General features: G+C 42.3%; 34 protein-coding genes and 1 pseudogene. 3 read left to right on the top strand and 32 right to left on the bottom strand.

The genetic code is table 11. The features are described from left to right. The first annotated feature begins 65 nt into the window (after positions 1-65). Positions 66-455 (top strand): DUF3221 domain-containing protein, encoded by a 390-nt coding sequence (locus tag KS242_RS01100; protein ID WP_217322638.1) that lies wholly within the window; start codon positions 66-68, stop codon positions 453-455. A gap of 34 nt (positions 456-489) precedes the next feature. Beyond that, positions 490-804: a hypothetical protein gene (locus tag KS242_RS01095; RefSeq protein WP_217322637.1), complete on the top strand. Its 315-nt coding sequence runs from the start codon at positions 490-492 to the stop codon at positions 802-804. A 219-nt stretch (positions 805-1023) separates the two neighbouring features. Here the strand turns inward: KS242_RS01095 and alsE are convergent, their stop codons facing one another. The 6 genes from alsE to KS242_RS01065 all read right to left on the bottom strand — a co-directional run bounded on the left by alsE (position 1024) and on the right by KS242_RS01065 (position 5809). After that, entirely contained in the window at positions 1024-1719 is a 696-nt protein-coding gene (gene alsE / locus KS242_RS01090) for a D-allulose 6-phosphate 3-epimerase (RefSeq protein ID WP_217322636.1), read from the bottom strand. 82 nt (positions 1720-1801) lie between these two features. After that, entirely contained in the window at positions 1802-2902 is a 1101-nt protein-coding gene (locus KS242_RS01085) for a PTS fructose transporter subunit IIC (protein WP_217322635.1), read from the bottom strand. 179 nt (positions 2903-3081) lie between these two features. Continuing rightward, positions 3082-3534 (bottom strand): PTS sugar transporter subunit IIA, encoded by a 453-nt coding sequence (locus KS242_RS01080; RefSeq protein ID WP_217322634.1) that lies wholly within the window; start codon positions 3532-3534, stop codon positions 3082-3084. 28 nt (positions 3535-3562) lie between these two features. Further along, positions 3563-3880 (bottom strand): PTS fructose transporter subunit IIB, encoded by a 318-nt coding sequence (locus KS242_RS01075; RefSeq protein WP_217322633.1) that lies wholly within the window; start codon positions 3878-3880, stop codon positions 3563-3565. Positions 3881-3894: 14 nt separating this feature from the next. After that, positions 3895-4329, bottom strand: a complete 435-nt coding sequence (locus KS242_RS01070) for a PTS sugar transporter subunit IIA (RefSeq protein WP_217322632.1) — start codon at positions 4327-4329, stop codon at positions 3895-3897. Beyond that, positions 4319-5809 carry a BglG family transcription antiterminator gene (locus KS242_RS01065; protein WP_217322631.1) on the bottom strand — a complete coding sequence of 497 codons (1491 nt, stop codon included), beginning with the start codon at positions 5807-5809 and terminating at the stop codon, positions 4319-4321. Before KS242_RS01065 ends, KS242_RS01070 begins: the two co-directional genes overlap by 11 nt. A gap of 512 nt (positions 5810-6321) precedes the next feature. On the opposite strand from KS242_RS01065, the pseudogene KS242_RS18270 reads away from it, so the two are divergent. Next, positions 6322-6461, top strand: a pseudogene (locus tag KS242_RS18270) (site-specific integrase); the annotation flags it as partial. Between the two features lie 59 nt (positions 6462-6520). Here KS242_RS18270 and rpsI read toward each other — a convergent pair. From rpsI to rpsQ, 26 genes are all read right to left on the bottom strand, one after another. Then, positions 6521-6913 carry a 30S ribosomal protein S9 gene (gene rpsI / locus KS242_RS01060; RefSeq protein WP_077304190.1) on the bottom strand — a complete coding sequence of 131 codons (393 nt, stop codon included), beginning with the start codon at positions 6911-6913 and terminating at the stop codon, positions 6521-6523. A gap of 20 nt (positions 6914-6933) precedes the next feature. Next, a complete protein-coding gene (gene rplM / locus KS242_RS01055; RefSeq protein WP_077304187.1) occupies positions 6934-7371 on the bottom strand; it encodes a 50S ribosomal protein L13 in 438 nt (145 codons plus the stop codon). Positions 7372-7541: 170 nt separating this feature from the next. Further along, entirely contained in the window at positions 7542-8285 is a 744-nt protein-coding gene (gene truA, locus KS242_RS01050; RefSeq protein ID WP_217322630.1) for a tRNA pseudouridine(38-40) synthase TruA, read from the bottom strand. Between the two features lie 11 nt (positions 8286-8296). Further along, on the bottom strand, positions 8297-9100 hold the full coding sequence (locus KS242_RS01045) for an energy-coupling factor transporter transmembrane component T family protein (protein WP_217322629.1): 804 nt from the start codon (positions 9098-9100) through the stop codon (positions 8297-8299). Then, positions 9093-9959, bottom strand: coding sequence for an energy-coupling factor ABC transporter ATP-binding protein (locus KS242_RS01040; protein WP_217322628.1), 867 nt, complete (start codon positions 9957-9959; stop codon positions 9093-9095). The genes KS242_RS01045 and KS242_RS01040 overlap by 8 nt, the downstream gene beginning before the upstream one ends. After that, the gene (locus tag KS242_RS01035) at positions 9935-10768 is read right to left on the bottom strand and encodes an energy-coupling factor ABC transporter ATP-binding protein (protein WP_217322627.1); all 834 of its coding nucleotides are present in this window, start codon (positions 10766-10768) and stop codon (positions 9935-9937) included. Before KS242_RS01035 ends, KS242_RS01040 begins: the two co-directional genes overlap by 25 nt. Positions 10769-10971: 203 nt before the next feature. Next, the gene (rplQ, locus tag KS242_RS01030; RefSeq protein ID WP_077304172.1) at positions 10972-11325 is read right to left on the bottom strand and encodes a 50S ribosomal protein L17; all 354 of its coding nucleotides are present in this window, start codon (positions 11323-11325) and stop codon (positions 10972-10974) included. A gap of 47 nt (positions 11326-11372) precedes the next feature. Next, entirely contained in the window at positions 11373-12317 is a 945-nt protein-coding gene (locus tag KS242_RS01025; RefSeq protein WP_097043560.1) for a DNA-directed RNA polymerase subunit alpha, read from the bottom strand. Positions 12318-12501: 184 nt separating this feature from the next. After that, positions 12502-12891 (bottom strand): 30S ribosomal protein S11, encoded by a 390-nt coding sequence (gene rpsK / locus KS242_RS01020; RefSeq protein ID WP_077304166.1) that lies wholly within the window; start codon positions 12889-12891, stop codon positions 12502-12504. Positions 12892-12909: 18 nt separating this feature from the next. Then, positions 12910-13275, bottom strand: a complete 366-nt coding sequence (rpsM, locus tag KS242_RS01015; protein WP_217322626.1) for a 30S ribosomal protein S13 — start codon at positions 13273-13275, stop codon at positions 12910-12912. A 22-nt stretch (positions 13276-13297) separates the two neighbouring features. Then, positions 13298-13411: a 50S ribosomal protein L36 gene (gene rpmJ / locus KS242_RS01010; protein WP_003156543.1), complete on the bottom strand. Its 114-nt coding sequence runs from the start codon at positions 13409-13411 to the stop codon at positions 13298-13300. Positions 13412-13446: 35 nt separating this feature from the next. Further along, positions 13447-13665, bottom strand: a complete 219-nt coding sequence (infA, locus tag KS242_RS01005) for a translation initiation factor IF-1 (protein WP_038565240.1) — start codon at positions 13663-13665, stop codon at positions 13447-13449. A 4-nt stretch (positions 13666-13669) separates the two neighbouring features. Then, positions 13670-13978, bottom strand: coding sequence for a KOW domain-containing RNA-binding protein (locus KS242_RS01000; protein WP_217322625.1), 309 nt, complete (start codon positions 13976-13978; stop codon positions 13670-13672). 381 nt (positions 13979-14359) lie between these two features. Continuing rightward, positions 14360-15010 (bottom strand): adenylate kinase, encoded by a 651-nt coding sequence (locus KS242_RS00995; RefSeq protein WP_217322624.1) that lies wholly within the window; start codon positions 15008-15010, stop codon positions 14360-14362. 39 nt (positions 15011-15049) lie between these two features. Beyond that, positions 15050-16339 carry a preprotein translocase subunit SecY gene (gene secY, locus KS242_RS00990; protein WP_217322623.1) on the bottom strand — a complete coding sequence of 430 codons (1290 nt, stop codon included), beginning with the start codon at positions 16337-16339 and terminating at the stop codon, positions 15050-15052. Next, entirely contained in the window at positions 16339-16779 is a 441-nt protein-coding gene (gene rplO, locus KS242_RS00985) for a 50S ribosomal protein L15 (RefSeq protein WP_077304151.1), read from the bottom strand. Before rplO ends, secY begins: the two co-directional genes overlap by 1 nt. A gap of 30 nt (positions 16780-16809) precedes the next feature. Next, entirely contained in the window at positions 16810-16992 is a 183-nt protein-coding gene (rpmD, locus tag KS242_RS00980) for a 50S ribosomal protein L30 (RefSeq protein ID WP_217322622.1), read from the bottom strand. Between the two features lie 13 nt (positions 16993-17005). Then, positions 17006-17509 carry a 30S ribosomal protein S5 gene (rpsE, locus tag KS242_RS00975; RefSeq protein WP_097043555.1) on the bottom strand — a complete coding sequence of 168 codons (504 nt, stop codon included), beginning with the start codon at positions 17507-17509 and terminating at the stop codon, positions 17006-17008. Positions 17510-17530: 21 nt separating this feature from the next. Beyond that, a complete protein-coding gene (gene rplR, locus KS242_RS00970; RefSeq protein WP_217322621.1) occupies positions 17531-17893 on the bottom strand; it encodes a 50S ribosomal protein L18 in 363 nt (120 codons plus the stop codon). Positions 17894-17925: 32 nt separating this feature from the next. Continuing rightward, complete coding sequence (rplF, locus tag KS242_RS00965) at positions 17926-18462, bottom strand: 50S ribosomal protein L6 (RefSeq protein ID WP_217322620.1); 537 nt, start codon at positions 18460-18462, stop codon at positions 17926-17928. A 29-nt stretch (positions 18463-18491) separates the two neighbouring features. Next, the gene (gene rpsH, locus KS242_RS00960) at positions 18492-18890 is read right to left on the bottom strand and encodes a 30S ribosomal protein S8 (protein ID WP_097043552.1); all 399 of its coding nucleotides are present in this window, start codon (positions 18888-18890) and stop codon (positions 18492-18494) included. 31 nt (positions 18891-18921) lie between these two features. Further along, entirely contained in the window at positions 18922-19107 is a 186-nt protein-coding gene (rpsN, locus tag KS242_RS00955; RefSeq protein ID WP_077304134.1) for a 30S ribosomal protein S14, read from the bottom strand. Positions 19108-19128: 21 nt separating this feature from the next. Further along, positions 19129-19668: a 50S ribosomal protein L5 gene (rplE, locus tag KS242_RS00950; RefSeq protein WP_217322619.1), complete on the bottom strand. Its 540-nt coding sequence runs from the start codon at positions 19666-19668 to the stop codon at positions 19129-19131. Between the two features lie 25 nt (positions 19669-19693). Continuing rightward, positions 19694-20005 (bottom strand): 50S ribosomal protein L24, encoded by a 312-nt coding sequence (gene rplX, locus KS242_RS00945; RefSeq protein ID WP_097043550.1) that lies wholly within the window; start codon positions 20003-20005, stop codon positions 19694-19696. Positions 20006-20040: 35 nt separating this feature from the next. Beyond that, positions 20041-20409 carry a 50S ribosomal protein L14 gene (gene rplN, locus KS242_RS00940; protein ID WP_077304124.1) on the bottom strand — a complete coding sequence of 123 codons (369 nt, stop codon included), beginning with the start codon at positions 20407-20409 and terminating at the stop codon, positions 20041-20043. A 43-nt stretch (positions 20410-20452) separates the two neighbouring features. Then, on the bottom strand, positions 20453-20716 hold the full coding sequence (rpsQ, locus tag KS242_RS00935; protein ID WP_038565201.1) for a 30S ribosomal protein S17: 264 nt from the start codon (positions 20714-20716) through the stop codon (positions 20453-20455). Positions 20717-20726: the final 10 nt, after the last annotated feature.

The raw sequence follows: 20726 nt of genomic DNA, 5'->3' as shown, positions 1-20726 counted from the left end.
CAATGTGCTCTGGGAAGGAACATCTTTTGCTATGGCGAATGTTAATACGATGAAGGGTGAGATAGATGAACAAAAAAACAATGCGTGTTTTTATCATACTTACAACTTCCCTGGGACTATTACTCTTTGCTGCATTTATAGCATTCACAATTATCCCAACCCACACAGGCGTTATAGCAGAAGTACAGCATAATGAGGAAACCGGCGGGCATTCTATTTGGGTAGTACAAGGCTCCTCAGCAGATATAAACAACAAATCTGAGGAGGAATTAACAGAGCAATATGAGTACCAAGGAATTCTATTTGACTTACCTTCGTATCTCCCCGATAGAATGAAAAAAGATTTATCTCCAGGTCAGGAAGTGAAGATCTATTTTAGCGGATCGGTACAGGCTTCTGCTCCGGGCGGCGGAAAGGCTTATTGGGTAGCTGCCGTTAATAAGGAAGAGAAGTAGTGGTACTGAAGACTGGTATAGGAAGGAAACTGTTATGACACCATCTGAATGGCTTCACTTACAAGGTGTAAGTTTCACTGATATCGATTTTATTGAGACAGTAATTATAAATCAGTCCGTTTATGAACAAGGGCACGTAAATGAGATGCAACTGCGTGCGCTAATGGATGAACACTTTCCCCACCATGTCTATCAAACGGTTCAAGTCATGAAGCTGGAAGACTTTAATATGCTACTTCAGGTTAATCGTATCTTTATGAACGGAAGAGATATTCTCTATCGATACAAGGAGCTAGGACTTTGCACAGTTTTTTGCTCCCGAGTGCTAAGAGAGAAAACAGTAGGCTGAAAAATCAGTCCTAAACTCAAGCTCTATATCAGAAAAAAAGTCAGTGGTCGTATTGAATGTTACATGAAGTATTGTAATGGAGAGTGTAAACAATAAAAATTAGGCTACCACGTACCAAAGAATATGGTAGCATGGCAGCCTTATAAGGGCGTTTTATTTATGTCTAACATCGCTAGGTCAGTCTAATCCTTTTGAGAGTATTTCATACGTATTCTAGATTTAGCTTACAGGTATTGCTTTCCCAGTCATTTCCTCATAGTCTTTCTTCATAATATCCCATGATTTTGCTATATCATCATCTAATCCAAATAAACCACTGCGTCCGACAATATAAATGTCAGGACCGGCAGCATCAATTTTCTTAAATGATTTCCGGTTAGACGACCCATCCATTTCAATGACATACTGATAACCTTTGTCTGACCGCAGTTCTCTTAATGCCACAATTTTATCAAGTGTGCTTTCGATGAATCGCTGACCGGCAAAACCTGGATCAACTGTCATGATTGTTATTTTATCTACCAACTCAATATAAGGGAAGATTGTCTCAATTGGTGTTTCAGGATTTAATACAACTCCCGCTTTTAGGCCAGCATCATGTATTTGGTCAATCAGCCGAAAAGCCAACCCGTCCAGTACCTCTGCATGCATGCAGATCCATTCGCACTCCATATCCACTAATTGCTGCACCCAGTAGCTGGGATCTGTAACCATTAGATGAACAGACATGGGCAGATTGCTTATTTTACGTACTTCGGAAATAAACCACGGCGATAACGTTATATTCGGTACATAGTGGCCGTCCATAATATCAATATGATAGGAACCTGCATGATCATTTAGAAAAGTGATTTGTTCTTTAAACTTATCTAAGTCCATTGTCATCAATGACGGTGAAAACTCGACTTTTTTCATTTCTTCATTATCCTCCTCATATTTATACCTTTTTCCAGAATATTAAACGCTTTCAAGATTACAACCAGAATAATTGTTTGTATTAAGTAATCTTAATATCAGCTAAATCAATATCATCTTCTTCCAATTCAGTCTCAATATCTGCTTCCTCTGCCGCCACATTCTTTTTAATCACGGCCAAGGCTACTGCTGTTACAACAACATTGACCAAGATTGCGACAGCCCCTGTCCATGGCTGCGACATAGTCGGTAACATCAGTACCCCTCCGAAAGGTACCGTTGCATCTGCTCCCAGCACCATCGATACTGCACCGCCGGCCGCTCCACCAATAGCTGTTGCGACCACACACCGAACGATATCATTCATAACAATCGGAATGACGCCTTCCACGATATTAATAAAACCCATTGGTACCGCTGATTTTAACGTTTCCGTTTCTACTTTTGTATAAATTCTTTTTCCAAATAATTTCGCTACAAAGTAAGCTAAGCCAAACCCGATTGGTGTTGCTGTATTTACTAGCTGCAATGCAGTAATTGGACCATTAACTCCCTCTGCCTGCATCGTCAATACAAAGGCAAACACAGTTTTGTTGATTGGCCCTCCAAAGTCAACTCCACTCAGAACTCCTATAATTCCGCCAAACACAAGCAGCGAGGAAGATCCCAGATTATTTAGAGCATTTGTTAGTAAGGACGTTAAACCTGCTATCGGAATACCAATTATATAAACCATGATCAAACCGCCAATAATGGAGGTTAAAAATGGAATAATTAAGGTTGGCATTAATCCCTTCGCCCACTTAGGAATTTTAAGATACTTTAAGATTGCGACTGCTAGATAACCTGCTAAGTAACCACCTAGAATACCACCAATAAAACCAGCACCAATTGCATTGGCAGTCAAACCAATAATGAACCCTGGCGCTATACCTGGTTTACCTGCAATGGAATAGGAAATACCTGTTGAGATAACGACTGGTAATAAGCCTAAACCGGCTGCACCCATCGTAGCCAGCGCATCCCAAATGTTGAATTCACCTTGAACCAAGTCTGTTTGGTTCGTACCGCCCATTGCCATTCCAAGTGCTATTAAAAAACCCGCTCCGCAAACTACTGGAATCAAATACGATATCGCGGTCAATAAATGGCCTTTTAGATTTAAATTTTTTAGTTTACTCATTTTCTACCCTCCAATATATTCAGCACCTCAACCCTATGACGTTAGAAGGCTTGGCAGAGAAGGTCAGGATGACAAATGTCTCTGGTGCTAGATGTATCATGCATAATTACATTTGAATGGATCTGTAAGGGTAACCCGATTTCCTGCTGCTGACGAAGGACATAAAAGTCCCTCACCTTTTAGCTGCAGAGTGCTTCTTTAACGCCCGCAGCGTCTTTTGACTGCAGCAAGTTTTTAATAACTTCATCATTTCCTAATTTTCTTGCAAACAGTGATAATAACTTCAGGTGTGTCTGCGCACCGTCATTTTCTTTTCCGACAGCGAAAAGAATGATTCCCTTCACTCCGTTGTCATCGAGCGTCTCCCAAGGAATCTCGTCCTGCGTGACTCCAATAGCTACGCCTATCTTTTCAACAGATTCACTATTACCATGAGGAATTGCAATAAAATTACCGATTCCTGTCTGACCCATTGCTTCTCTTTCATAAATATCCTTCAGAAACACTTCCACATCCGTGATATACTCATTTTGCAAGAGGACATCTGCTAATTCTCTTAATGCTTCTTCCTTACTCTTAGCTTTCATATTGGTTCTGATTGTGTTTAAATCTACAATATCTTTTACTTCCATGCTTTCTCTCTCCCATCTCTTAAGAAGGTTATTTCGGCTGTGCGATAACTTCTGCTGCCTTAGCTATTAATTTATTTGGTGATTTAACAGCTACGTCTGTTGGAACTTCAATGACACGCTTTCCTTCAAAACGTTCTCTTCCTGCAATTTTTACGTCTGCAGCTATAATCACGATGTCCGCTTCCGCTATTTGTTCCTGCGTCAATTCATTTTCCGTTCCGATTGTTCCTTGTGTTTCCACAGAAATCTCATAGCCTGCTTTCTTGCCTGCGTTCTCTAATTTCTCCTGCGCAATATATGTGTGAGCAATACCTACTGTACATGCTGCTACTCCAACGATTTTCATAATTATTCCTCCTGTTATCTTTTGATTTGTTTATAAAAGTCGGCTTCTTTCTCAATCGTCAGCAACTGGTCTACATATTCTTCATCCGCTAACGTTCGCATGAATGAAGCTATTTTTTGCTTTATTTGTACATCTTCGTTTTCTTTCAGTAAAACTCCAATTATTAGCCGTATATCTTTTGTCTCCGAATCCCAGAATTCTATTGAATGTAATAAACGGATAAGGATGATTTGGCTTTTCTCCACCTTATTGCTCTCGATATGCGGCAGCACAACATGTTCTGCAATCAACATGCTCCCTTGTCCTTCTCTTTGTATTAATTGCTTCACAATAGCTTCTTTTTGCAAAGGATCGTCTAACCAAGCAACGTTTGAAAGGAAGGCAAATACCTCATTCTTGGTACTTAACGCAGCGTTAAAATAAATCTGATAGAAAGAGTCATCCTGCATGATAAATTTCCTCTATCTTTCTCTGCAGCCGCTTTTGATCATCCATCGTAAACATTGCACTCACCAGTAATTGGTGCATTGGTACATTGTCTTTTAAGTGGACCGTACTTAGAATCAATTCAGCATCTGCGTACTTTTCATTTACCATCTGCATATTTCGCGAAGCTACTACATCCACGATTTCCAGCTCAGGAAATTTTCTTGATACCTTAGCTTTTAGAAGCTCTGACGTACCAATACCTGTCGTGCACATAATCAATGTTTTTATCGGGCGCTGATACTGACCTGTTACAATGACTTTTGCAAAATAAAGTGTAATAAAACCATTTTCATCATCATTGATAGCCGGCAGATCGAATTTCTCACTTACAAATTGAGAGACCTTGGCAACTCCTGAAAATACATCCCCATAGTTGGCTTTAATTTGATTTAACAAACTGTTCTTCGTACGAATCTTATATTCCAATCTATTCAGCATCGGTTTAATATGGTTGGCTAAATCAGTGAAAATAGATCCGCTTTCTATATCGATCCCCAAGTAGCCACGCATACCTTCAATATACGCATCAGTCACTTGAATAACCTCTGGTGAAAAGGTAGAGGTCTTTCCACCAGAGCCCTGCATTCTCGATGAAACTAAATACTGATAGAGAAAGTAGATCTCAATATCCGGCAGAGAGCTGTTTAGATACGTTTGTGTATTGTGCACAACACCTTTTGCAACCGTATACAAAATTGTGTCTCTTTTCATATTTTCTATTTCTTCATCAGCAACCTTATCAATAAAGAATAAAGCAGGCACTTTTCTTAAGCGGCTCAGCAGTATATATAAGTGAGAGAAAATGTTTACGTTATACGGATAAGGAATCGTACTGTCTAAAACCTTCTCCATGTCCCTTAACTGCCCTAATATAAACAACACATCGTATTTATTGAAATTAAGTTCTTGATTTCGTTTCAAATCATCAAGATCAATCGTGTTAAATATCTCATTAACATGCTTGATCGCCTTTCTGATTTCAGTTTCTTCTCCAAGTATGACCAGCTTCCGATCTTTCCGTTCTAATACTAAGTTGTACTTTTTCAGTTCTTTGCTCATTATTTGTTCATCATTAAAAATGACAGATTCTCCTACATAGTAGTCACTAAACAAGTGGTAAATACTTATTGGCTTAGGGGATGACAGCAGCAGTTCTTCCATAATACGTTTGCGTCTCTCATCTGGCGAAAATTGTTTCTCGTGAAACTTGTTACTTTTTTGGTAGTTAATGAAGTTTTCATAATCTAATCGATAACCCCTCCCTCTTTCTGATAAAATTAAGGGACTGCCCATGGACTCATCGTTGATTTTCTTTATCAAGCGGTAGACTGTTTTCTGTGATACATCCAGTTCATCTACCAGCTCATTCGAAGTAACATAATCCTGCTTCTTTGATAGGAACAATAACAGATCTTGTTCGCGATTATCTTTTGAACTCATCAGTTTTGCCTCCCCTGTATTTATAGTAACGCATTTTATGTAAACGCTTCCTTTGAAAAATGGCCATTGCAACGGTCAATTTTTTGTCACTTTATAGGTTATCTTATGATTTTTTAGATAGATGTCAATGAGATGCATTCCGGGTTATTAATAAAAGCAGCAAAGACACATGTTCGTTGGTGCCAAAACTAATGTGACTTAATCTTTGAATGTAATCGCATCACCAGAAACCTTTAGTATCTTACTTTTGCTGATAGTCTCCCGCTCTTATGCTGTTCGTAATAAAGAAATAGTCCTCTAGCACCTCAAGGTCCATTCAAGCGAAATTAAGAAAAAAGGGTCTGCTCCTTCATAATTGAAAGAACAGACCCTTTTTTCTTTATCTCTTGCATTTAAATCTAGTGGAATGTTTGATTACCACTTAATTATGAAGCCTTACTTCTTACTTCGGTGTATAACAGCAACATAATTGATGACTTACACATACTCTTGCTTCATCTCTATCTGTATAAGATATAGATATTGCCTATGTCTCAAAGCGACTAGAACATATTAATATTCACACCATGACTACTACCTGGAATTTATGCCAGAAAAAAAGCACCAGCAAGATGCTGATGCTTTAAATCTATTGAGTGCTTTATCATGTTGATAATCTGAACCAACTTGAACCAAAGATCTCGTATAAACGTTGATGCAATAAGGAATTGATTAACGTTTTGAGAACTGTGGAGCGCGACGTGCACCTTTAAGACCGTATTTTTTACGTTCTTTCATACGTGCGTCACGAGTAAGGAAGCCAGCTGCTTTAAGTGTTCCGCGGTATTCTGGGTCCGCTTGTAGAAGCGCACGAGATACACCGTGACGGATAGCACCTGCTTGTCCTGTGAATCCACCACCACTAACGTTGATTAGAACGTCGTAGTTACCAGCAGTTTCTGTTGCAACTAGTGGTTGGTTGATGATTGTACGAAGCGTTTCGTATGGGAAGTAATCTTCCGCACTACGGTTGTTTACTGTTACTTGACCTGTGCCTGGTACTAGACGTACGCGGGCAGTAGAGCTTTTACGGCGACCGGTGCCGTAGTATTGTACTTGTGCCACTATCGTTTACCTCCTTTTTATTAACCGCGAAGCGTGTAAGCTTCTGGTTGTTGTGCTTGGTGTTTGTGCTCAGCGCCACGGTATACGTGAAGCTTTTTAATCATTTTACGTGCAAGTGGACCCTTAGGAAGCATGCCTTTAACAGCAAGCTCAAGCATTTGCTCAGGGTATTTTGTACGCATTTCATCAGCAGTACGCTGTTTCAAACCACCTGGGTGGTTAGAGTGACGGTAATAAATCTTGTCAGCAAGTTTGTTACCAGTAAGTTGAATTTTTTCAGCGTTGATGATGATTACATTGTCACCAGTGTCGGCATGTGGAGTGTAAGTTGGTTTGTGCTTACCGCGAAGGATAGCAGCAACTTCACTTGCAAGACGACCAAGAGTTTGGCCTTCTGCATCCACAACAAGCCATTTGCGTTCGATATTGCTTTCGTTCGCCATGAATGTTGTACGCATGTCAGTTCCTCCAATTTTCGATTTAAATCGTTCATTTATTATTCTACACAATTAGTCTTCCGGGGCTAATCGTGGTATAGAAATAAAATGCCATAAACCATAGTATATCATCATAGTCCCCTATGTCAAGTTCATGTAACGCCCGAATGCGTTGTTTTACAAAAAAGTTTTCAGTATTCTACCTTCCAGAGAAAAAGGCCGCTTGCAGCCGCTGTTTTACTTGCGAGCTGACGGTCTTTTGAAGCTAGTATGCTAGCCATGTCCTCAGGCTCCTTACGGCCGTTTCCAATAGCAATTAATGTGCCCGCAAGAATCCGCACCATATTGTAAAGAAAACCGTTTCCGGTAAAGGTCAAAACGATCATATCATCTTGCTTCTCACAGGCTGCTTCATAGATGGTTCGGATCTTTTCACCTTTTACCTCCGCACGAGCAGAACAAAAGGCAGTAAAATCATGTGTTCCCTCTATTACTTGAATTGCTTGCTGTATCCTATCGAAATCGAGATTATACGGTACATGATGCACATAGTGACGCTTAAACACATCTTGTTCTGGGGCATTATGAATGAAATACTTGTATTGCTTCCGCTTCGCGTTGTAGCGCGCATGGAAGCCTTCCTCTGCCCCTGTTATATCCACAATACGAATATCATCAGGCAGCAGCGTATTCAGCGCCTTACGCCAATTATAGTCTCCTAAACGGAGCTCTGTATCAAAGTGGATAACCTGTCCTTTTGCATGCACGCCTGCATCTGTACGGCCTGATGCCTGGATTCTGATCTGCTGTCCTTTATGAATCTTGGTAAGTGCTTTCTCGATTTCCCCTTGGATAGTGCGATACTGATCCTGCACTTGAAAACCGGAAAACTTCGTACCTTCATAGCTGACAATCGCCTTCATGCGTTGTGTCATTTCTCTTTCTCCTAACTATAATCTCTCATTATCAGTGCTGCCGCTGCAATGACAATGAAGCAGACAATCGCTGCAACATCTCGTTTCACCACCCGCAGTTCCCGAAGCTTGGTCCGGCCTTCTCCGCCGCGATAACCTCTTGCCTCCATTGCCATAGCGAGCTCCTCCGCCCGTTTAAACGCACTGACAAACAAAGGCACAAGTAAAGGGATAACCGCCCGTACACGCTCTCGGAACGGTCCTGTACGGAAATCTACACCCCTGGACGCTTGGGCATTGGATATCTTCTCCGTTTCCTGCAGCAAAGTCGGGATAAAGCGCAGGGAAATAGACATCATTAACGCTAATTCATGTACAGGGAATTTGAATCGACGCAGCGGTCCGAGTAACGATTCAACGGCATCTGTTATCTCAATTGGTGTTGTCGTTAATGTCAGTAAAGACGTTAACAAGATAAGCAAAAAGAATCGCAACGAGATAACTGCACCTTGCTCTAGCGCACCGCTGTAGATCGGCAAACCGAAGACATGGAACAAGACAGACCCTTCTCTAGTCACAAACAAGTGCAGAATAAATGTGAACACAATCAGGAACCATACTGGCGTCAACCCTTTGGCAATAAAACGCCACGGCACCTTCGTCAGTATTGTACTTCCCAATGCAAACAATGTGAATAAACCGTAACTAATTACATTATTGGCAAAGAAAATAAAAATAACGTAAAAAAATATAATCAGCATTTTTACGCGCGGATCCATTCGGTGAACGAAAGAATTAGTCGGCACATACTGACCTACGATTAATAGATTATTCATTCAGATCACCCACCAAAGCTGCCAGCTGTTCTGCCAGCCTCTCAACATCCTGCCCTTGATAAGCAAGTGGTTTTCCAAACTGGTCTGAGGCCTTTAACAGAAATTGAAACAGCTCCGGTACGTCCAGCTGCACCTGCTGAAGTGCCTCACGTTGAGAGAATACCTCGATTGGCGTGCCCTCCATGTATTTCTTGCCCTTATCTAATACAAGCACATGGTCAGCATACGTAAGCGCATCTTCCATACTGTGTGTCACTAGTATCGTCGTCAGCTGCTGTTCCTTATGAATACGATAAAACATATCCATGATTTCCTTTTGTCCGCGCGGATCCAGACCCGCTGTTGGTTCATCCAAGACCAATACACGAGGACGTACAGCCAGAATACCTGCAATCGCTACTCTTCGCATCTGTCCGCCGCTCAATTCAAACGGCGAACGTTTTAACAGCTCTGCATCCAGACCGACTGCCTGCGCACTTTCTGCTACTCGTTTTTGAATCTCGTGTTCTGGCACACCGAAGTTGCGCGGACCAAAAGCAATATCCTTCTCTACTGTCTCTTCAAATAACTGATGCTCCGGATACTGAAAGACAATACCAACTTTTTCACGGAGCGCTTTTGCATGCTTTGGCTTCTTTTTCGGTTCTAAAATGTCATTACCAATACGAACTTTACCTTGAGTCGGTCGGATTAGGCCATTCAAGTGCTGAATAAGGGTAGATTTCCCGCTGCCAGTATGACCTACAATAGCGGTGAAGCTGCCGGAAGGAAGATGGAACGACATGCTATCCAGTGCTTTATGCTCGAACGGAGAATTCGCTTGATACGTATAGTCTACTTGCTCGAATGTAATGTCCATAATGCATCTAACAACTCCTCGTGATCAATCGGCTCTTCCGTTAGCGGTACACCTAACCTCTGTAAAGCATGCGCAAGCTGGGAGACGAACGGCACGTCTAGCCCAATCTGCTGCAATGCAGTTTGTTTCTTTACTAATTCTCTTGGTACTGTCGTCATCCATACTTCCCCATCATTCATGACTAAGACTCTTTCTGCTAGCATGACTTCATTTAGATCATGTGTGATTGTTATGAGGCCGATTTGCTGCTCTGCTTGCACACGATGCACCGTATCCAGGATTTCTTTCCTGCCTAAAGGATCTAGCATTGCTGTCGCTTCATCCAAGATGATGACTCGGGGAGATATAGCCAGCACACCCGCTATTGCCACTCGCTGCTTTTGCCCGCCAGACAGCCGGTATGGTTCATGCAAAAGGTAGTCATGCATACGCACTTGCTCTAAAGATGACGTGATACGCTCCATCATTTCTGTACGCGGCACACCGCGATTCTCTAGCCCAAATGCTACGTCATCACGGACAGTTGTACCAACAAACTGATTATCTGGGTTTTGAAACACCATTCCAACTTGGCTGCGTATCTCCCATATATTCTCCTCTGTTAAAGGGATATCGTTAATGAAGATTTCTCCTTCACTAGGGAACAGTAAGCCATTCATCAGCTTGGCAATCGTTGATTTACCGGAACCATTATGCCCGATAATAGCCAGCCATTCACCAGTCTCTACTTGAAAACTCACATTACGTAATACGTAAGGCTGGTCTTCTTCGTAGCGAAAAGAAACATTCCTAAATTCAATCGCATGCATACTTGTCGTGCTCCTTCGTCATTACCCGACTATTTCCGGGGAAATACTGCAAACGTGTATGTCCGTTCCTGTCATTTCTATTGCTAGTATAAATAAATTAGACAAAAAAGAAAAGCAAGCCCCATATAGGTGCTTGCTTTTAAGAAAAGAAAAAGGGCCGGAATACACCTCGTGGTAGAGATTTTCCTGCCCTTGTAGCTTACTTATACTAGTTCAATGATTGCCATTGCGGCACCGTCACCACGACGCTGTCCAAGTTTCAACACGCGTGTGTAACCACCTTGACGCTCTTCGTAACGTCCGGCGATATCGCTGAATAGTTTTTGTACTGCATCTTGGTTCTCATCCGCTTTTGTACCGTACAAGAAAGAAGCAGCTTGACGACGAGCGTGAAGGTCTCCACGTTTGCCAAGAGTGATCATTTTTTCTACTACAGAACGAAGCTCCTTCGCTTTCGCCTCCGTTGTTTCCAATCTTTCGTGTACGATAAGATCAGTTGCAAGGTTGCGCAAAAGCGCCATACGAGCATCAGTAGTACGTCCTAACTTTCTAGCCATAGGTTATCCCTCCCTTTCCTGGTGTCAAAATGCTTCGCTAGGCGGGATTAGTCTTCTTTGCGAAGACCAAGTCCTAAATCGATTAGTTTCTTTTTCACTTCTTCTAATGATTTACGTCCTAGGTTACGCACTTTCATCATATCTTCTTCAGATTTATTAGCAAGTTCTTGTACTGTGTTAATACCAGCACGTTTCAGACAGTTATAAGAACGGACAGACAAGTCCAGCTCTTCGATTGTCATCTCAAGAACTTTCTCTTTTTGATCTTCTTCTTTTTCAACCATGATTTCAGCATTTTGTGCTTCATCAGTAAGACCTACGAAGATATTCAAGTGCTCCGTATAAATCTTCGCTCCAAGAGACACTGCCTCTTCTGGTCGAATACTTCCGTCAGTATTGACATCCAACGTCAACTTGTCGAAATTAGCCAATTGGCCAACACGCGTGTTCTCCACTTGATACGTTACTTTCGAAACTGGCGTGAAGATCGAATCAATCGGAATAACACCGATTGGCTGATCGTCATGTTTGTTCTGATCAGCTGGGCGATAGCCGCGGCCGCGTTCTGCCGTAAGCTTCATGTGCAAGTGCGCATTTTTACCCAATGTTGCAATGTGAAGATCCGGATTCAGTACTTCTACATCACTATCAAAAGTAATGTCAGCAGCTGTTACTTTTCCTTCACCTTGTACATCGATCTCTAAAGTTTTCTCTTCATCAGAGTAAATTTTCAGAGCCAGTTTTTTCAAGTTCAAAATAACAGTTGTCACGTCTTCTACTACACCTTCAATGGTAGAGAATTCATGAAGCACACCGTCAATTTGAATGGATGTTACAGCAGCGCCAGGAAGTGAGGATAATAGGATACGACGCAAGGAGTTTCCTAGTGTAGTACCATATCCACGCTCAAGCGGTTCTACAACGAACTTTCCAAATGTAGCATCATCGCTGATCTCAACCGTTTCAATCTTTGGTTTTTCAATTTCGATCATTTCTAAAGCCCTCCTTTAAAACGTCGAAACCCCGGTTAGAATTACTTCTAACCGAAATTCCCCATATTGGTTCCCGTTTCTGCATCTTGGCGATACGTCTCTTACTGTATGACCTGATCGCTTTTAAGCTATCATAACCCATTATAGACAAGGATACAAATTCTATACAGCAAGCAGGAAAAACTTATACGCGACGACGTTTTGGCGGACGGCAGCCGTTATGCGGAACTGGAGTGACGTCACGGATCGCTGTTACTTCAAGACCTGCAGCTTGAAGAGAACGGATCGCAGCTTCACGGCCAGCACCAGGGCCTTTAACTGTTACTTCTAGAGTTTTCATGCCGTTTTCGACAGAAACTTTAGCAGCAGCTTCAGCAGCCATTTGTGCAGCGAATGGAGTAGATTTACGGGAACCTTTGAAACCAAGGGAACCTGAGCTGCTCCAGCTGATTACGTTACCTTGAACATCAGTAATCGTAACGATTGTGTTGTTGAAAGTAGAACGGATGTGAGCAATACCAGTTTCGATATGCTTTTTCACACGACGTTTACGAGTTTGTTGTCTACGTGCCATAGTTTGTTACCTCCTTACTTATTTTTTCTTGTTAGCGATTGTTCGGCGTGGGCCTTTACGAGTACGAGAGTTGTTCTTCGTTTTCTGACCACGAACCGGCAAACCGCGACGGTGGCGAAGACCACGATAAGAACCGATCTCGATCAAACGTTTGATGTTAAGAGAAACCTCACGGCGAAGATCACCTTCAGTTGTGTAAGCTTCAATTGCTTGACGGATTCTAGCTAGTTCGTCTTCTGTAAGATCGCGAACGCGTGTATCTTCAGAAACACCAGCTTCTTTCAATACTTGTTGCGATGTGTTTTTTCCAATACCGTAAACATATGTTAGGGAAATAACAACGCGTTTGTCGCGTGGAATATCAATACCTGCTATACGTGCCATTAGCTACGTGCACCTCCTTGTATTATCCTTGTTTTTGCTTATGCTTAGGATTTTCACAGATTACCATTACTTTGCCTTTACGACGAATAACTTTACATTTTTCGCATATAGGCTTTACAGATGGTCTTACCTTCATCATCTATTCCTCCTTTAGTATCGGAGCTAGTCAATTTATTTATAACGGTACGTAATACGTCCTTTAGTTAAGTCATAAGGGGAAAGCTCTACCGTTACTTTATCTCCTGGAAGAATTCGAATAAAGTGCATACGAATTTTACCGGAAACATGTGCTAAAACGGTGTGGCCATTCTCTAACTCCACCTTAAATTGCGCATTTGGCAATGTATCAGTGACAGTTCCTTCTACTTCAATTGCATCATCTTTCGCCATCGGTCTATCTCCCTTCTTCAAATCTCTTCACGGTATGATTGACATAAGTAGATATCGCAAATCGCAGTTTACCATTGGTTACGCGACCAGCTTCTAGAAGACTGATCCGGACTTCCGGAGATATATATGGCAGCAGTTCTACATGACGCAAAGCTTTGCGCTTAGGAGAATCAAATCTGCGTTTATCACCGTCAGCAAGCAACACAAAACGACTGTCAATTTTTCGAATGACAATCGCAAGCTGGCCTGCTTCTCGCCCATGTACGATACGAACAACCTGCCCGATTTGTGGAACTGTATTCGTTTCGCTCAAACATGATCACCTTCAGTTTAGCTCGTTTCGAAGCTGTACATAAGTTAGCATTATATGCTGCAAACAAGGAGCATATTCTACCACCTTCCTGCCCAGATGTCCAGGTTAGGAAAGCTGCATGTTAGGGAATCTATATAAAGTCCACAAACTGGATCACAATTTGTTTCATGATTGTTCATATTCAGCCTTGTCAATTAGCGTCAGGATATCAGTAAGGCACGGTTCCGATGATGGAAGTTTGAACGACTCACAAATGTAAATCGTTTCAACTCTACCACGAGGTCTATTATACTCTATCAAGGGACAGAATGCATCCTTACGCTATTAGAAGCTAAAGATCAATTCCATCCGTTTTAAGAGAGTATAGTTTGCACACCTGTATCAGCGAAGATTATTCAAGCGCTGATCGATGTCGTGGAAGACCTGATCGATTGCTTGGTCACCGTTCACTGTTACAAGATAGCCCTTGTCGTTGTAGAAATCTAATATCGGCTTTTGCTGATCGATATTGACTTCCAAACGTTTTTTCACCGTTTCCGGCTTATCGTCGTCTCGCTGGATCAGCGCAGTACCATCCTTGTCACAGACGCCTTCCTCTTTTGGAGGGTTGTAGACGGTATGATACGTAGTACCGCATGTCGGACAAACCCATCTGCCAGATAGACGCTCCACCAACTTCTCTTGCGGAACCTCTACATGTAAGACGTAATCTACATTAGCATTCAATTCGTCCAGCAATGCGTCAAGCGCTTCTGCCTGAGCAAGCGTACGAGGAAAACCGTCAAGTAAAAATCCGTTATTGGTGTCATCCTGCCCTAAACGGTCACGGACTATACCAATGGTTACTTCATCCGGAACTAGTTTCCCTTGATCCATATAAGCTTTCGCTTCACGGCCAAGTTCTGTTCCTTCTTTGATTGCTGCTCGGAACATATCTCCTGTAGAGATATGAGGGATGCTATATTTATCTACAATCTTTTCTGCCTGTGTGCCTTTACCAGCACCCGGCAGACCCATAAGAATTAAATTCAACGAAATTCCCCTCGCTCTCGTCTGTTTGTAGACTGTTCTCTATTTCATGAAGCCTTTATAATGACGCTTCACTAACTGGCTTTCTAACTGCTTCATCGTCTGCAACGCTACCCCTACCACGATCAGCAGGCTCGTTCCTCCGATTTGGACAGAAGTCGGCAAGTTGGCAATAGAACCTAGAATAATAGGTAATACAGCTACAGCAGCCAAGAAGAGAGACCCAACGAAGGTTAAACGATACATCACACTGGTGAGGTACGTTTCTGTGCTTTTACCTGGGCGAATACCCGGGATGTAGCCACCTTGCTTGTTTAAGTTCTCTGCCATTTGTTCCGGATTAACCTGAACAAATGTATAGAAGTAACTAAATGCAAGAATTAGGACTACATAGATTACCATCCCAATTGGTTGCGTATAATCGAATACGTTCTCGATCGTAGTTGCCACGTTACCTTCAAAAAAGCTCGCGATAGTACGCGGCGCATAGATAAAGGAAACGGCGAAAATTACAGGGATTACACCCGCAGCGTTAACTTTAATCGGCAAGTGAGTGGATTGTCCGCCTACTTGAGATCGACTAGTTGTACGCTTAGAGTACTGGATCGGAATTTTACGAAGTGCTTGGGTAATATAAATTACACCAACAATTACGGCAATGATCACAATAGCGATAATTGCAACGATCACGACATTCAGGAATAAATCATCACCTGGATTGCTGAAGTACTGCTCCCATAGCTGGTTCACACCATTCGGGATAGCTGCAGCGATACCGGCGAAGATGATAATAGAAATACCATTACCAACACCATGAGCTGTGATCTGTTCTCCTAACCACATCAAAAATGCTGTTCCCGCGGTCAACACGAGTGTAATGACAGCGAATTTGTAGAAACTTGGTTCAGATATAAGCATGCCGCCGGATAACTGATTGAATCCGATGGACATACCGACTGCCTGTATTAACGCTAGCACGATAGTGGCATAACGTGTCACTTGTGCTAATTTACGACGTCCCATCTCACCTTGCTTTTTCCACTCACTGAATGTTGGTATAACATCCATTTGCAGAAGCTGCATGATGATCGAGGCAGTGATGTATGGCATAATACCCATCGCAAGGATAGAGAAGTTCTGCAATGCACCGCCGCCAAATGTATTCAGGAAGCCGAATACGTTCTGCTGGTTCATAAAGTCAATCGCCGAACGATCTGTGAAAGGAACCGGAATAAACGTACCAATCCTGAATACGATCAACATTAGCAATGTGAAGATAATTTTATTTCGTATATCTTTTACACGCATAAAATTGGAGATTGTACGAAACATTAGATCACCTCTGTTTGACCGCCCGCTGCCTCAATCGCTTCTTTAGCAGAAGCTGAGAACTTGTGAGCTTTAACAGTAAGTTTCTTTTCAAGATTCCCGTTACCTAGAACTTTGATACCGGCTCTCAATTTGCTAACAACTCCGCTTTCAAGTAGAAGCTCTGGAGTTACTTCAGTTCCCTCTTCGAAACGGTTAAGGGACTCAAGGTTAACAATTGAGTACTCAGTACGGTGGATGTTTGTGAATCCACGTTTAGGAAGACGTTGGAATAGTGGCATTTGTCCACCTTCGAAACCTAGACGTACACCGCCGCCAGAACGTGCTTTTTGTCCTTTATGTCCGCGGCCGGATGTTTTACCGTTACCTGAAGACATACCGCGACCTACACGATTGCGAGTCTTACGTGTTCCTTCTGCTGACTTCAATTCATGAAGTTTCATAATGGCACCTCCTCTTTTACATTTGGATCATTATACTTCTTTAACTGTTACTAGATGAGAAACTACGTTAATCATACCGCGCACAGTTGGGTTGTCATCCAAGACAACTGATTGACGGATTTTCTTAAGACCTAGAGCAGCAACAGTTTTGCGCTGTTTCTCAAGTCTTCCGATCGTACTGCGGTTGAGGGTGATTTCTAATTTGTTAGCCATGTGCTTTCCCTCCTTATCCTAACAGTTCTTCTACAGACTTTCCACGAAGTTTCGCAACTTCTTCTGCACGTTTCAATCTGCTAAGGCCGTTAAGTGTAGCACGAACCATGTTGATTGGTGTGTTAGAACCAAGTGATTTAGAAAGGATATCTCCAATACCACCAAGCTCAAGCACTGCACGTACAGGTCCACCGGCGATAACTCCAGTACCTTCTGCTGCTGGCTTCATTAAGATGTTTCCAGCGCCGAATTCACCGATGATTTCATGTGGAATAGTTGTACCGACGATAGGTATAGTGATTAGATTTTTCTTCGCGTCTTCGACAGCTTTACGAATCGCTTCTGGCACTTCTTGTGCTTTACCAGTACCGAATCCTACATGGCCGTTTTTATCGCCTACTACTACAAGAGCAGCGAAACGGAAACGACGACCACCTTTTACTACTTTCGCAACACGGTTAACCGTTACTACGCGTTCTTCAAGATCAAGTTTGTTCGGGTCAATTGTTGTACGCAAAATATGTCCCTCCTTTTACGATTAGAATTGAAGTCCAGCTTCACGAGCTGCTTCAGCCAATGCTTTTACACGTCCGTGGTATAGATATCCTCCACGGTCAAATACGATTGTTGTTACGCCAGCTTCTTTCGCACGGTTAGCAACAGCTTCTCCGACTTTCTGAGCAGCTTCCACATTGCTAGTAGATTCTAGGTTAAGGCTTGCATCCTTAGTAGAAGCGTTAGCAAGTGTTTTGCCAGTTGTATCATCGATTAGCTGTGCGTAGATGTGTTTGTTAGAACGATAAACGTTCAAACGCGGACGCTCAGATGTTCCTGAAATGCTCTTACGGACACGGTTGTGTCTTCTCTTACGCAATTCGTTTTTTGCAGCTTTTGTAATCATTCAGGTCACTCCTTTCTGGTTCCAAGAAAACCTTATTTCGCTGTTTTACCTTCTTTACGACGTACGAATTCGCCTTCGTAACGGATTCCTTTACCTTTGTAAGGCTCTGGAGGACGGATTGCACGGATGTTAGCTGCAACTGCGCCAACTGCTTCCTTATCGATACCTTTAACTACTACACGAGTGTTGGAAGGTACTTCGACATCAATACCATCACGATTTTCAACTTCAACTGGGTGAGAGTAACCAGCGTTAATTACGACTTTCTCACCTTGTTTAGTGGCACGGTAACCTACACCGATGATTTCAAGAGCTTTCTCGAAACCAGTGTGTACGCCTTCTACCATGTTACCAATAATGGCACGAGTAGTTCCGTGAAGAGTACGGTGTTCCTTACTTTCAGATGGGCGTTCAACAGTAAGAACGTTCTCTTCGATTTTGATCACCATATCTTGGTTGAATGTACGAGTTAGTTCCCCTTTAGGACCTTTAACAGTCACAGTGTTGTTATCGTTAGTGATTTCAACTCCTGCAGGGATTTCAAGAATCTTTTTACCTACGCGGGACATATGTGCACCTCCTTACTTATTGTGGATAATTACCAAACGTATGCTAGCACTTCGCCGCCTACAGCTTGCTCACGTGCTTCTTTATCAGACAATACGCCTTTAGAAGTTGAAACAACTGCGATTCCAAGTCCGTTTAGGACACGTGGGATCTCGTCAGATTTCGCGTAAACACGAAGACCAGGTTTACTGATACGTTTAATACCAGTGATAACACGCTCGTCGTTTTTACCGTATTTCAAAAAGATGCGTAGAACACCTTGTTTATCATCTTCTACGAATTCGTAATCACGAATAAAGCCTTCACGTTTAAGGATATCAGCAACATCCTTTTTTAACTTAGAAGCAGGAAGCTCCAGCTTTTCATGACGAACAGTATTTGCATTACGAATACGAGTTAGCATATCTGCGATAGGATCTGTCATAACCATTAATCATTACCTCCTTCCCTGATTTAGGGGATTACCAGCTTGCTTTTTTAACGCCAGGAATTTGACCTTTATAGGCTAGTTCGCGGAAACAAATACGGCATAGCTTGAATTTACGAAGTACAGAATGTGGACGTCCGCAACGTTCGCAGCGAGTGTACTCTTGTACTTTAAATTTCTGTGGGCGCTGTTGTTTCGCGATCATAGATTTTTTAGCCACAATATTCCCTCCTTTTTACCTTTATTTTTGGAAAGGCATGCCTAGCTGAGTTAGTAGCTCACGAGCTTCTTCGTCAGTGTTGGCTGTAGTTACGATAACGATGTCCATTCCACGTACTTTACTTACTTTATCGTAATTGATTTCTGGGAAGATTAGCTGTTCTTTAACACCTAGCGTGTAGTTTCCACGACCGTCAAACGCTTTGTTTGAGATTCCACGGAAGTCACGTACACGTGGAAGTGAAACTGCGACTAATTTTTGAAGGAATTCATACATACGCTCTCCGCGCAATGTAACTTTCGCTCCGATTGGCATACCTTCACGTAGACGGAAACCTGCGATAGATTTCTTCGCTTTCGTGATGATAGGCTGCTGACCAGCAAGCAAAGCCAATTCTTCTACTGCAGAATCAAGTGCTTTAGAGTTTTGAACGGCGTCACCGACACCCATGTTGATTACGATCTTTTCGATCTTTGGTACTTCCATAACGGATTTATAGCTGAATTTTTCCAATAGAGATGGAGAAATTTCGCCTTGGTATCTTTGTTTCAATTCATTCATCGAGTAGCCCTCCTTTCAGAAGAAATTATTTATCGATAGCTTGACCGGATTTTTTAGCGATGCGGACTTTTTTGCCGTCTTTCACTTCATAGCCAACGCGAGTAGGCTCTCCAGTTTTAGGATCGATCAGCATTACGTTAGAAACGTGAATAGCTGCTTCGATGTCAAGGATTCCGCCCTGCGGGTTATCCTGAGAAGGTTTTGCGTGTTTTTTGACGATGTTTACGCCTTCGACAAGAACACGGTTCTTCTTCGGATAAGCTTCAAGGATAGTACCTTCTTTACCACGATCTTTACCAGTGATTACTTTGACTTTGTCACCTTTTTTAACATGCATGTGTACTGCACCTCCTTAACAAGGCATTAAGTGTATTACAATACTTCAGGAGCAAGGGATACGATCTTCATGAACTTAGCGTCACGCAATTCACGTGCAACTGGTCCGAAGATACGAGTTCCTCTTGGGCTCTTGTCGTCTTTTACAATTACAGCCGCATTCTCATCGAATTTGATGTAAGAACCATCTTTACGACGAACGCCGCTCTTCGTACGAACGATAACAGCTTTAACAACTTCACCTTTTTTGACAACGCCACCAGGTGTTGCTTGTTTCACCGTACAAACGATTACGTCACCGATGTTAGCTGTTTTACGACCAGATCCGCCAAGTACTTTAATAGTTAGTACTTCACGAGCACCAGAGTTATCAGCGACTTTCAAACGAGTCTCTTGTTGAATCATACGAGTGTTACCTCCCTTCGGAATCCTTCCGAGCGATCTTAAATTAGATAATTACTGCTTCTTCTACTACTTCAACCAAACGGAAACGTTTCGTTGCAGACAATGGACGAGTTTCCATGATACGGACCAAGTCACCAGTTTTTGCTGTGCCGTTTTCATCATGTGCTTTTAACTTCTTAGAGTACTTAACACGTTTGCCGTACAGCTTGTGAGTTTTGTAGGTTTCAACAAGAACAGTGATTGTTTTATCCATTTTATCGGATACAACGCGTCCAACGTAGACTTTACGATTGTTACGTTCACTCATGTCGCGAACC

The sequence above is a fragment of the Terribacillus sp. DMT04 genome, assembly GCF_019056395.1.
Lineage (GTDB): Bacteria > Bacillota > Bacilli > Bacillales > Amphibacillaceae > Terribacillus > Terribacillus aidingensis_A.
Note: the sequence above shows the minus strand (reverse complement) of the source record. Positions and strands in the feature narration are given on the sequence as shown.

Coding starts and splice junctions, on each gene's coding strand:
- rpsM (WP_217322626.1), bottom strand. CDS start 13,275: ATGGCACGTATAGCAGGTATTGATATTCCACGCGACAAACGCGTTGTT.
- rplN (WP_077304124.1), bottom strand. CDS start 20,409: ATGATTCAACAAGAGACTCGTTTGAAAGTCGCTGATAACTCTGGTGCT.
- rpsK (WP_077304166.1), bottom strand. CDS start 12,891: ATGGCACGTAGACAACAAACTCGTAAACGTCGTGTGAAAAAGCATATC.
- rplF (WP_217322620.1), bottom strand. CDS start 18,462: ATGTCCCGCGTAGGTAAAAAGATTCTTGAAATCCCTGCAGGAGTTGAA.
- KS242_RS01025 (WP_097043560.1), bottom strand. CDS start 12,317: ATGATCGAAATTGAAAAACCAAAGATTGAAACGGTTGAGATCAGCGAT.
- rpsQ (WP_038565201.1), bottom strand. CDS start 20,716: ATGAGTGAACGTAACAATCGTAAAGTCTACGTTGGACGCGTTGTATCC.
- rplO (WP_077304151.1), bottom strand. CDS start 16,779: ATGAAACTTCATGAATTGAAGTCAGCAGAAGGAACACGTAAGACTCGC.
- KS242_RS01040 (WP_217322628.1), bottom strand. CDS start 9,959: ATGGACATTACATTCGAGCAAGTAGACTATACGTATCAAGCGAATTCT.
- rpmD (WP_217322622.1), bottom strand. CDS start 16,992: ATGGCTAACAAATTAGAAATCACCCTCAACCGCAGTACGATCGGAAGA.
- KS242_RS01080 (WP_217322634.1), bottom strand. CDS start 3,534: ATGGAAGTAAAAGATATTGTAGATTTAAACACAATCAGAACCAATATG.
- secY (WP_217322623.1), bottom strand. CDS start 16,339: ATGTTTCGTACAATCTCCAATTTTATGCGTGTAAAAGATATACGAAAT.
- KS242_RS01035 (WP_217322627.1), bottom strand. CDS start 10,768: ATGCATGCGATTGAATTTAGGAATGTTTCTTTTCGCTACGAAGAAGAC.
- KS242_RS01065 (WP_217322631.1), bottom strand. CDS start 5,809: ATGAGTTCAAAAGATAATCGCGAACAAGATCTGTTATTGTTCCTATCA.
- rplQ (WP_077304172.1), bottom strand. CDS start 11,325: ATGGCTAGAAAGTTAGGACGTACTACTGATGCTCGTATGGCGCTTTTG.
- rplM (WP_077304187.1), bottom strand. CDS start 7,371: ATGCGTACAACATTCATGGCGAACGAAAGCAATATCGAACGCAAATGG.
- rplX (WP_097043550.1), bottom strand. CDS start 20,005: ATGCATGTTAAAAAAGGTGACAAAGTCAAAGTAATCACTGGTAAAGAT.
- rpmJ (WP_003156543.1), bottom strand. CDS start 13,411: ATGAAGGTAAGACCATCTGTAAAGCCTATATGCGAAAAATGTAAAGTT.
- KS242_RS01045 (WP_217322629.1), bottom strand. CDS start 9,100: ATGAATAATCTATTAATCGTAGGTCAGTATGTGCCGACTAATTCTTTC.
- KS242_RS01070 (WP_217322632.1), bottom strand. CDS start 4,329: ATGCAGGATGACTCTTTCTATCAGATTTATTTTAACGCTGCGTTAAGT.
- rpsH (WP_097043552.1), bottom strand. CDS start 18,890: ATGGTTATGACAGATCCTATCGCAGATATGCTAACTCGTATTCGTAAT.
- rplR (WP_217322621.1), bottom strand. CDS start 17,893: ATGATTACAAAAGCTGCAAAAAACGAATTGCGTAAGAGAAGACACAAC.
- rplE (WP_217322619.1), bottom strand. CDS start 19,668: ATGAATGAATTGAAACAAAGATACCAAGGCGAAATTTCTCCATCTCTA.
- KS242_RS01075 (WP_217322633.1), bottom strand. CDS start 3,880: ATGAAAATCGTTGGAGTAGCAGCATGTACAGTAGGTATTGCTCACACA.
- KS242_RS01100 (WP_217322638.1), top strand. CDS start 66: ATGAACAAAAAAACAATGCGTGTTTTTATCATACTTACAACTTCCCTG.
- KS242_RS01085 (WP_217322635.1), bottom strand. CDS start 2,902: ATGAGTAAACTAAAAAATTTAAATCTAAAAGGCCATTTATTGACCGCG.
- KS242_RS01095 (WP_217322637.1), top strand. CDS start 490: ATGACACCATCTGAATGGCTTCACTTACAAGGTGTAAGTTTCACTGAT.
- alsE (WP_217322636.1), bottom strand. CDS start 1,719: ATGAAAAAAGTCGAGTTTTCACCGTCATTGATGACAATGGACTTAGAT.
- truA (WP_217322630.1), bottom strand. CDS start 8,285: ATGACACAACGCATGAAGGCGATTGTCAGCTATGAAGGTACGAAGTTT.
- infA (WP_038565240.1), bottom strand. CDS start 13,665: ATGGCGAAAGATGATGCAATTGAAGTAGAAGGAACTGTCACTGATACA.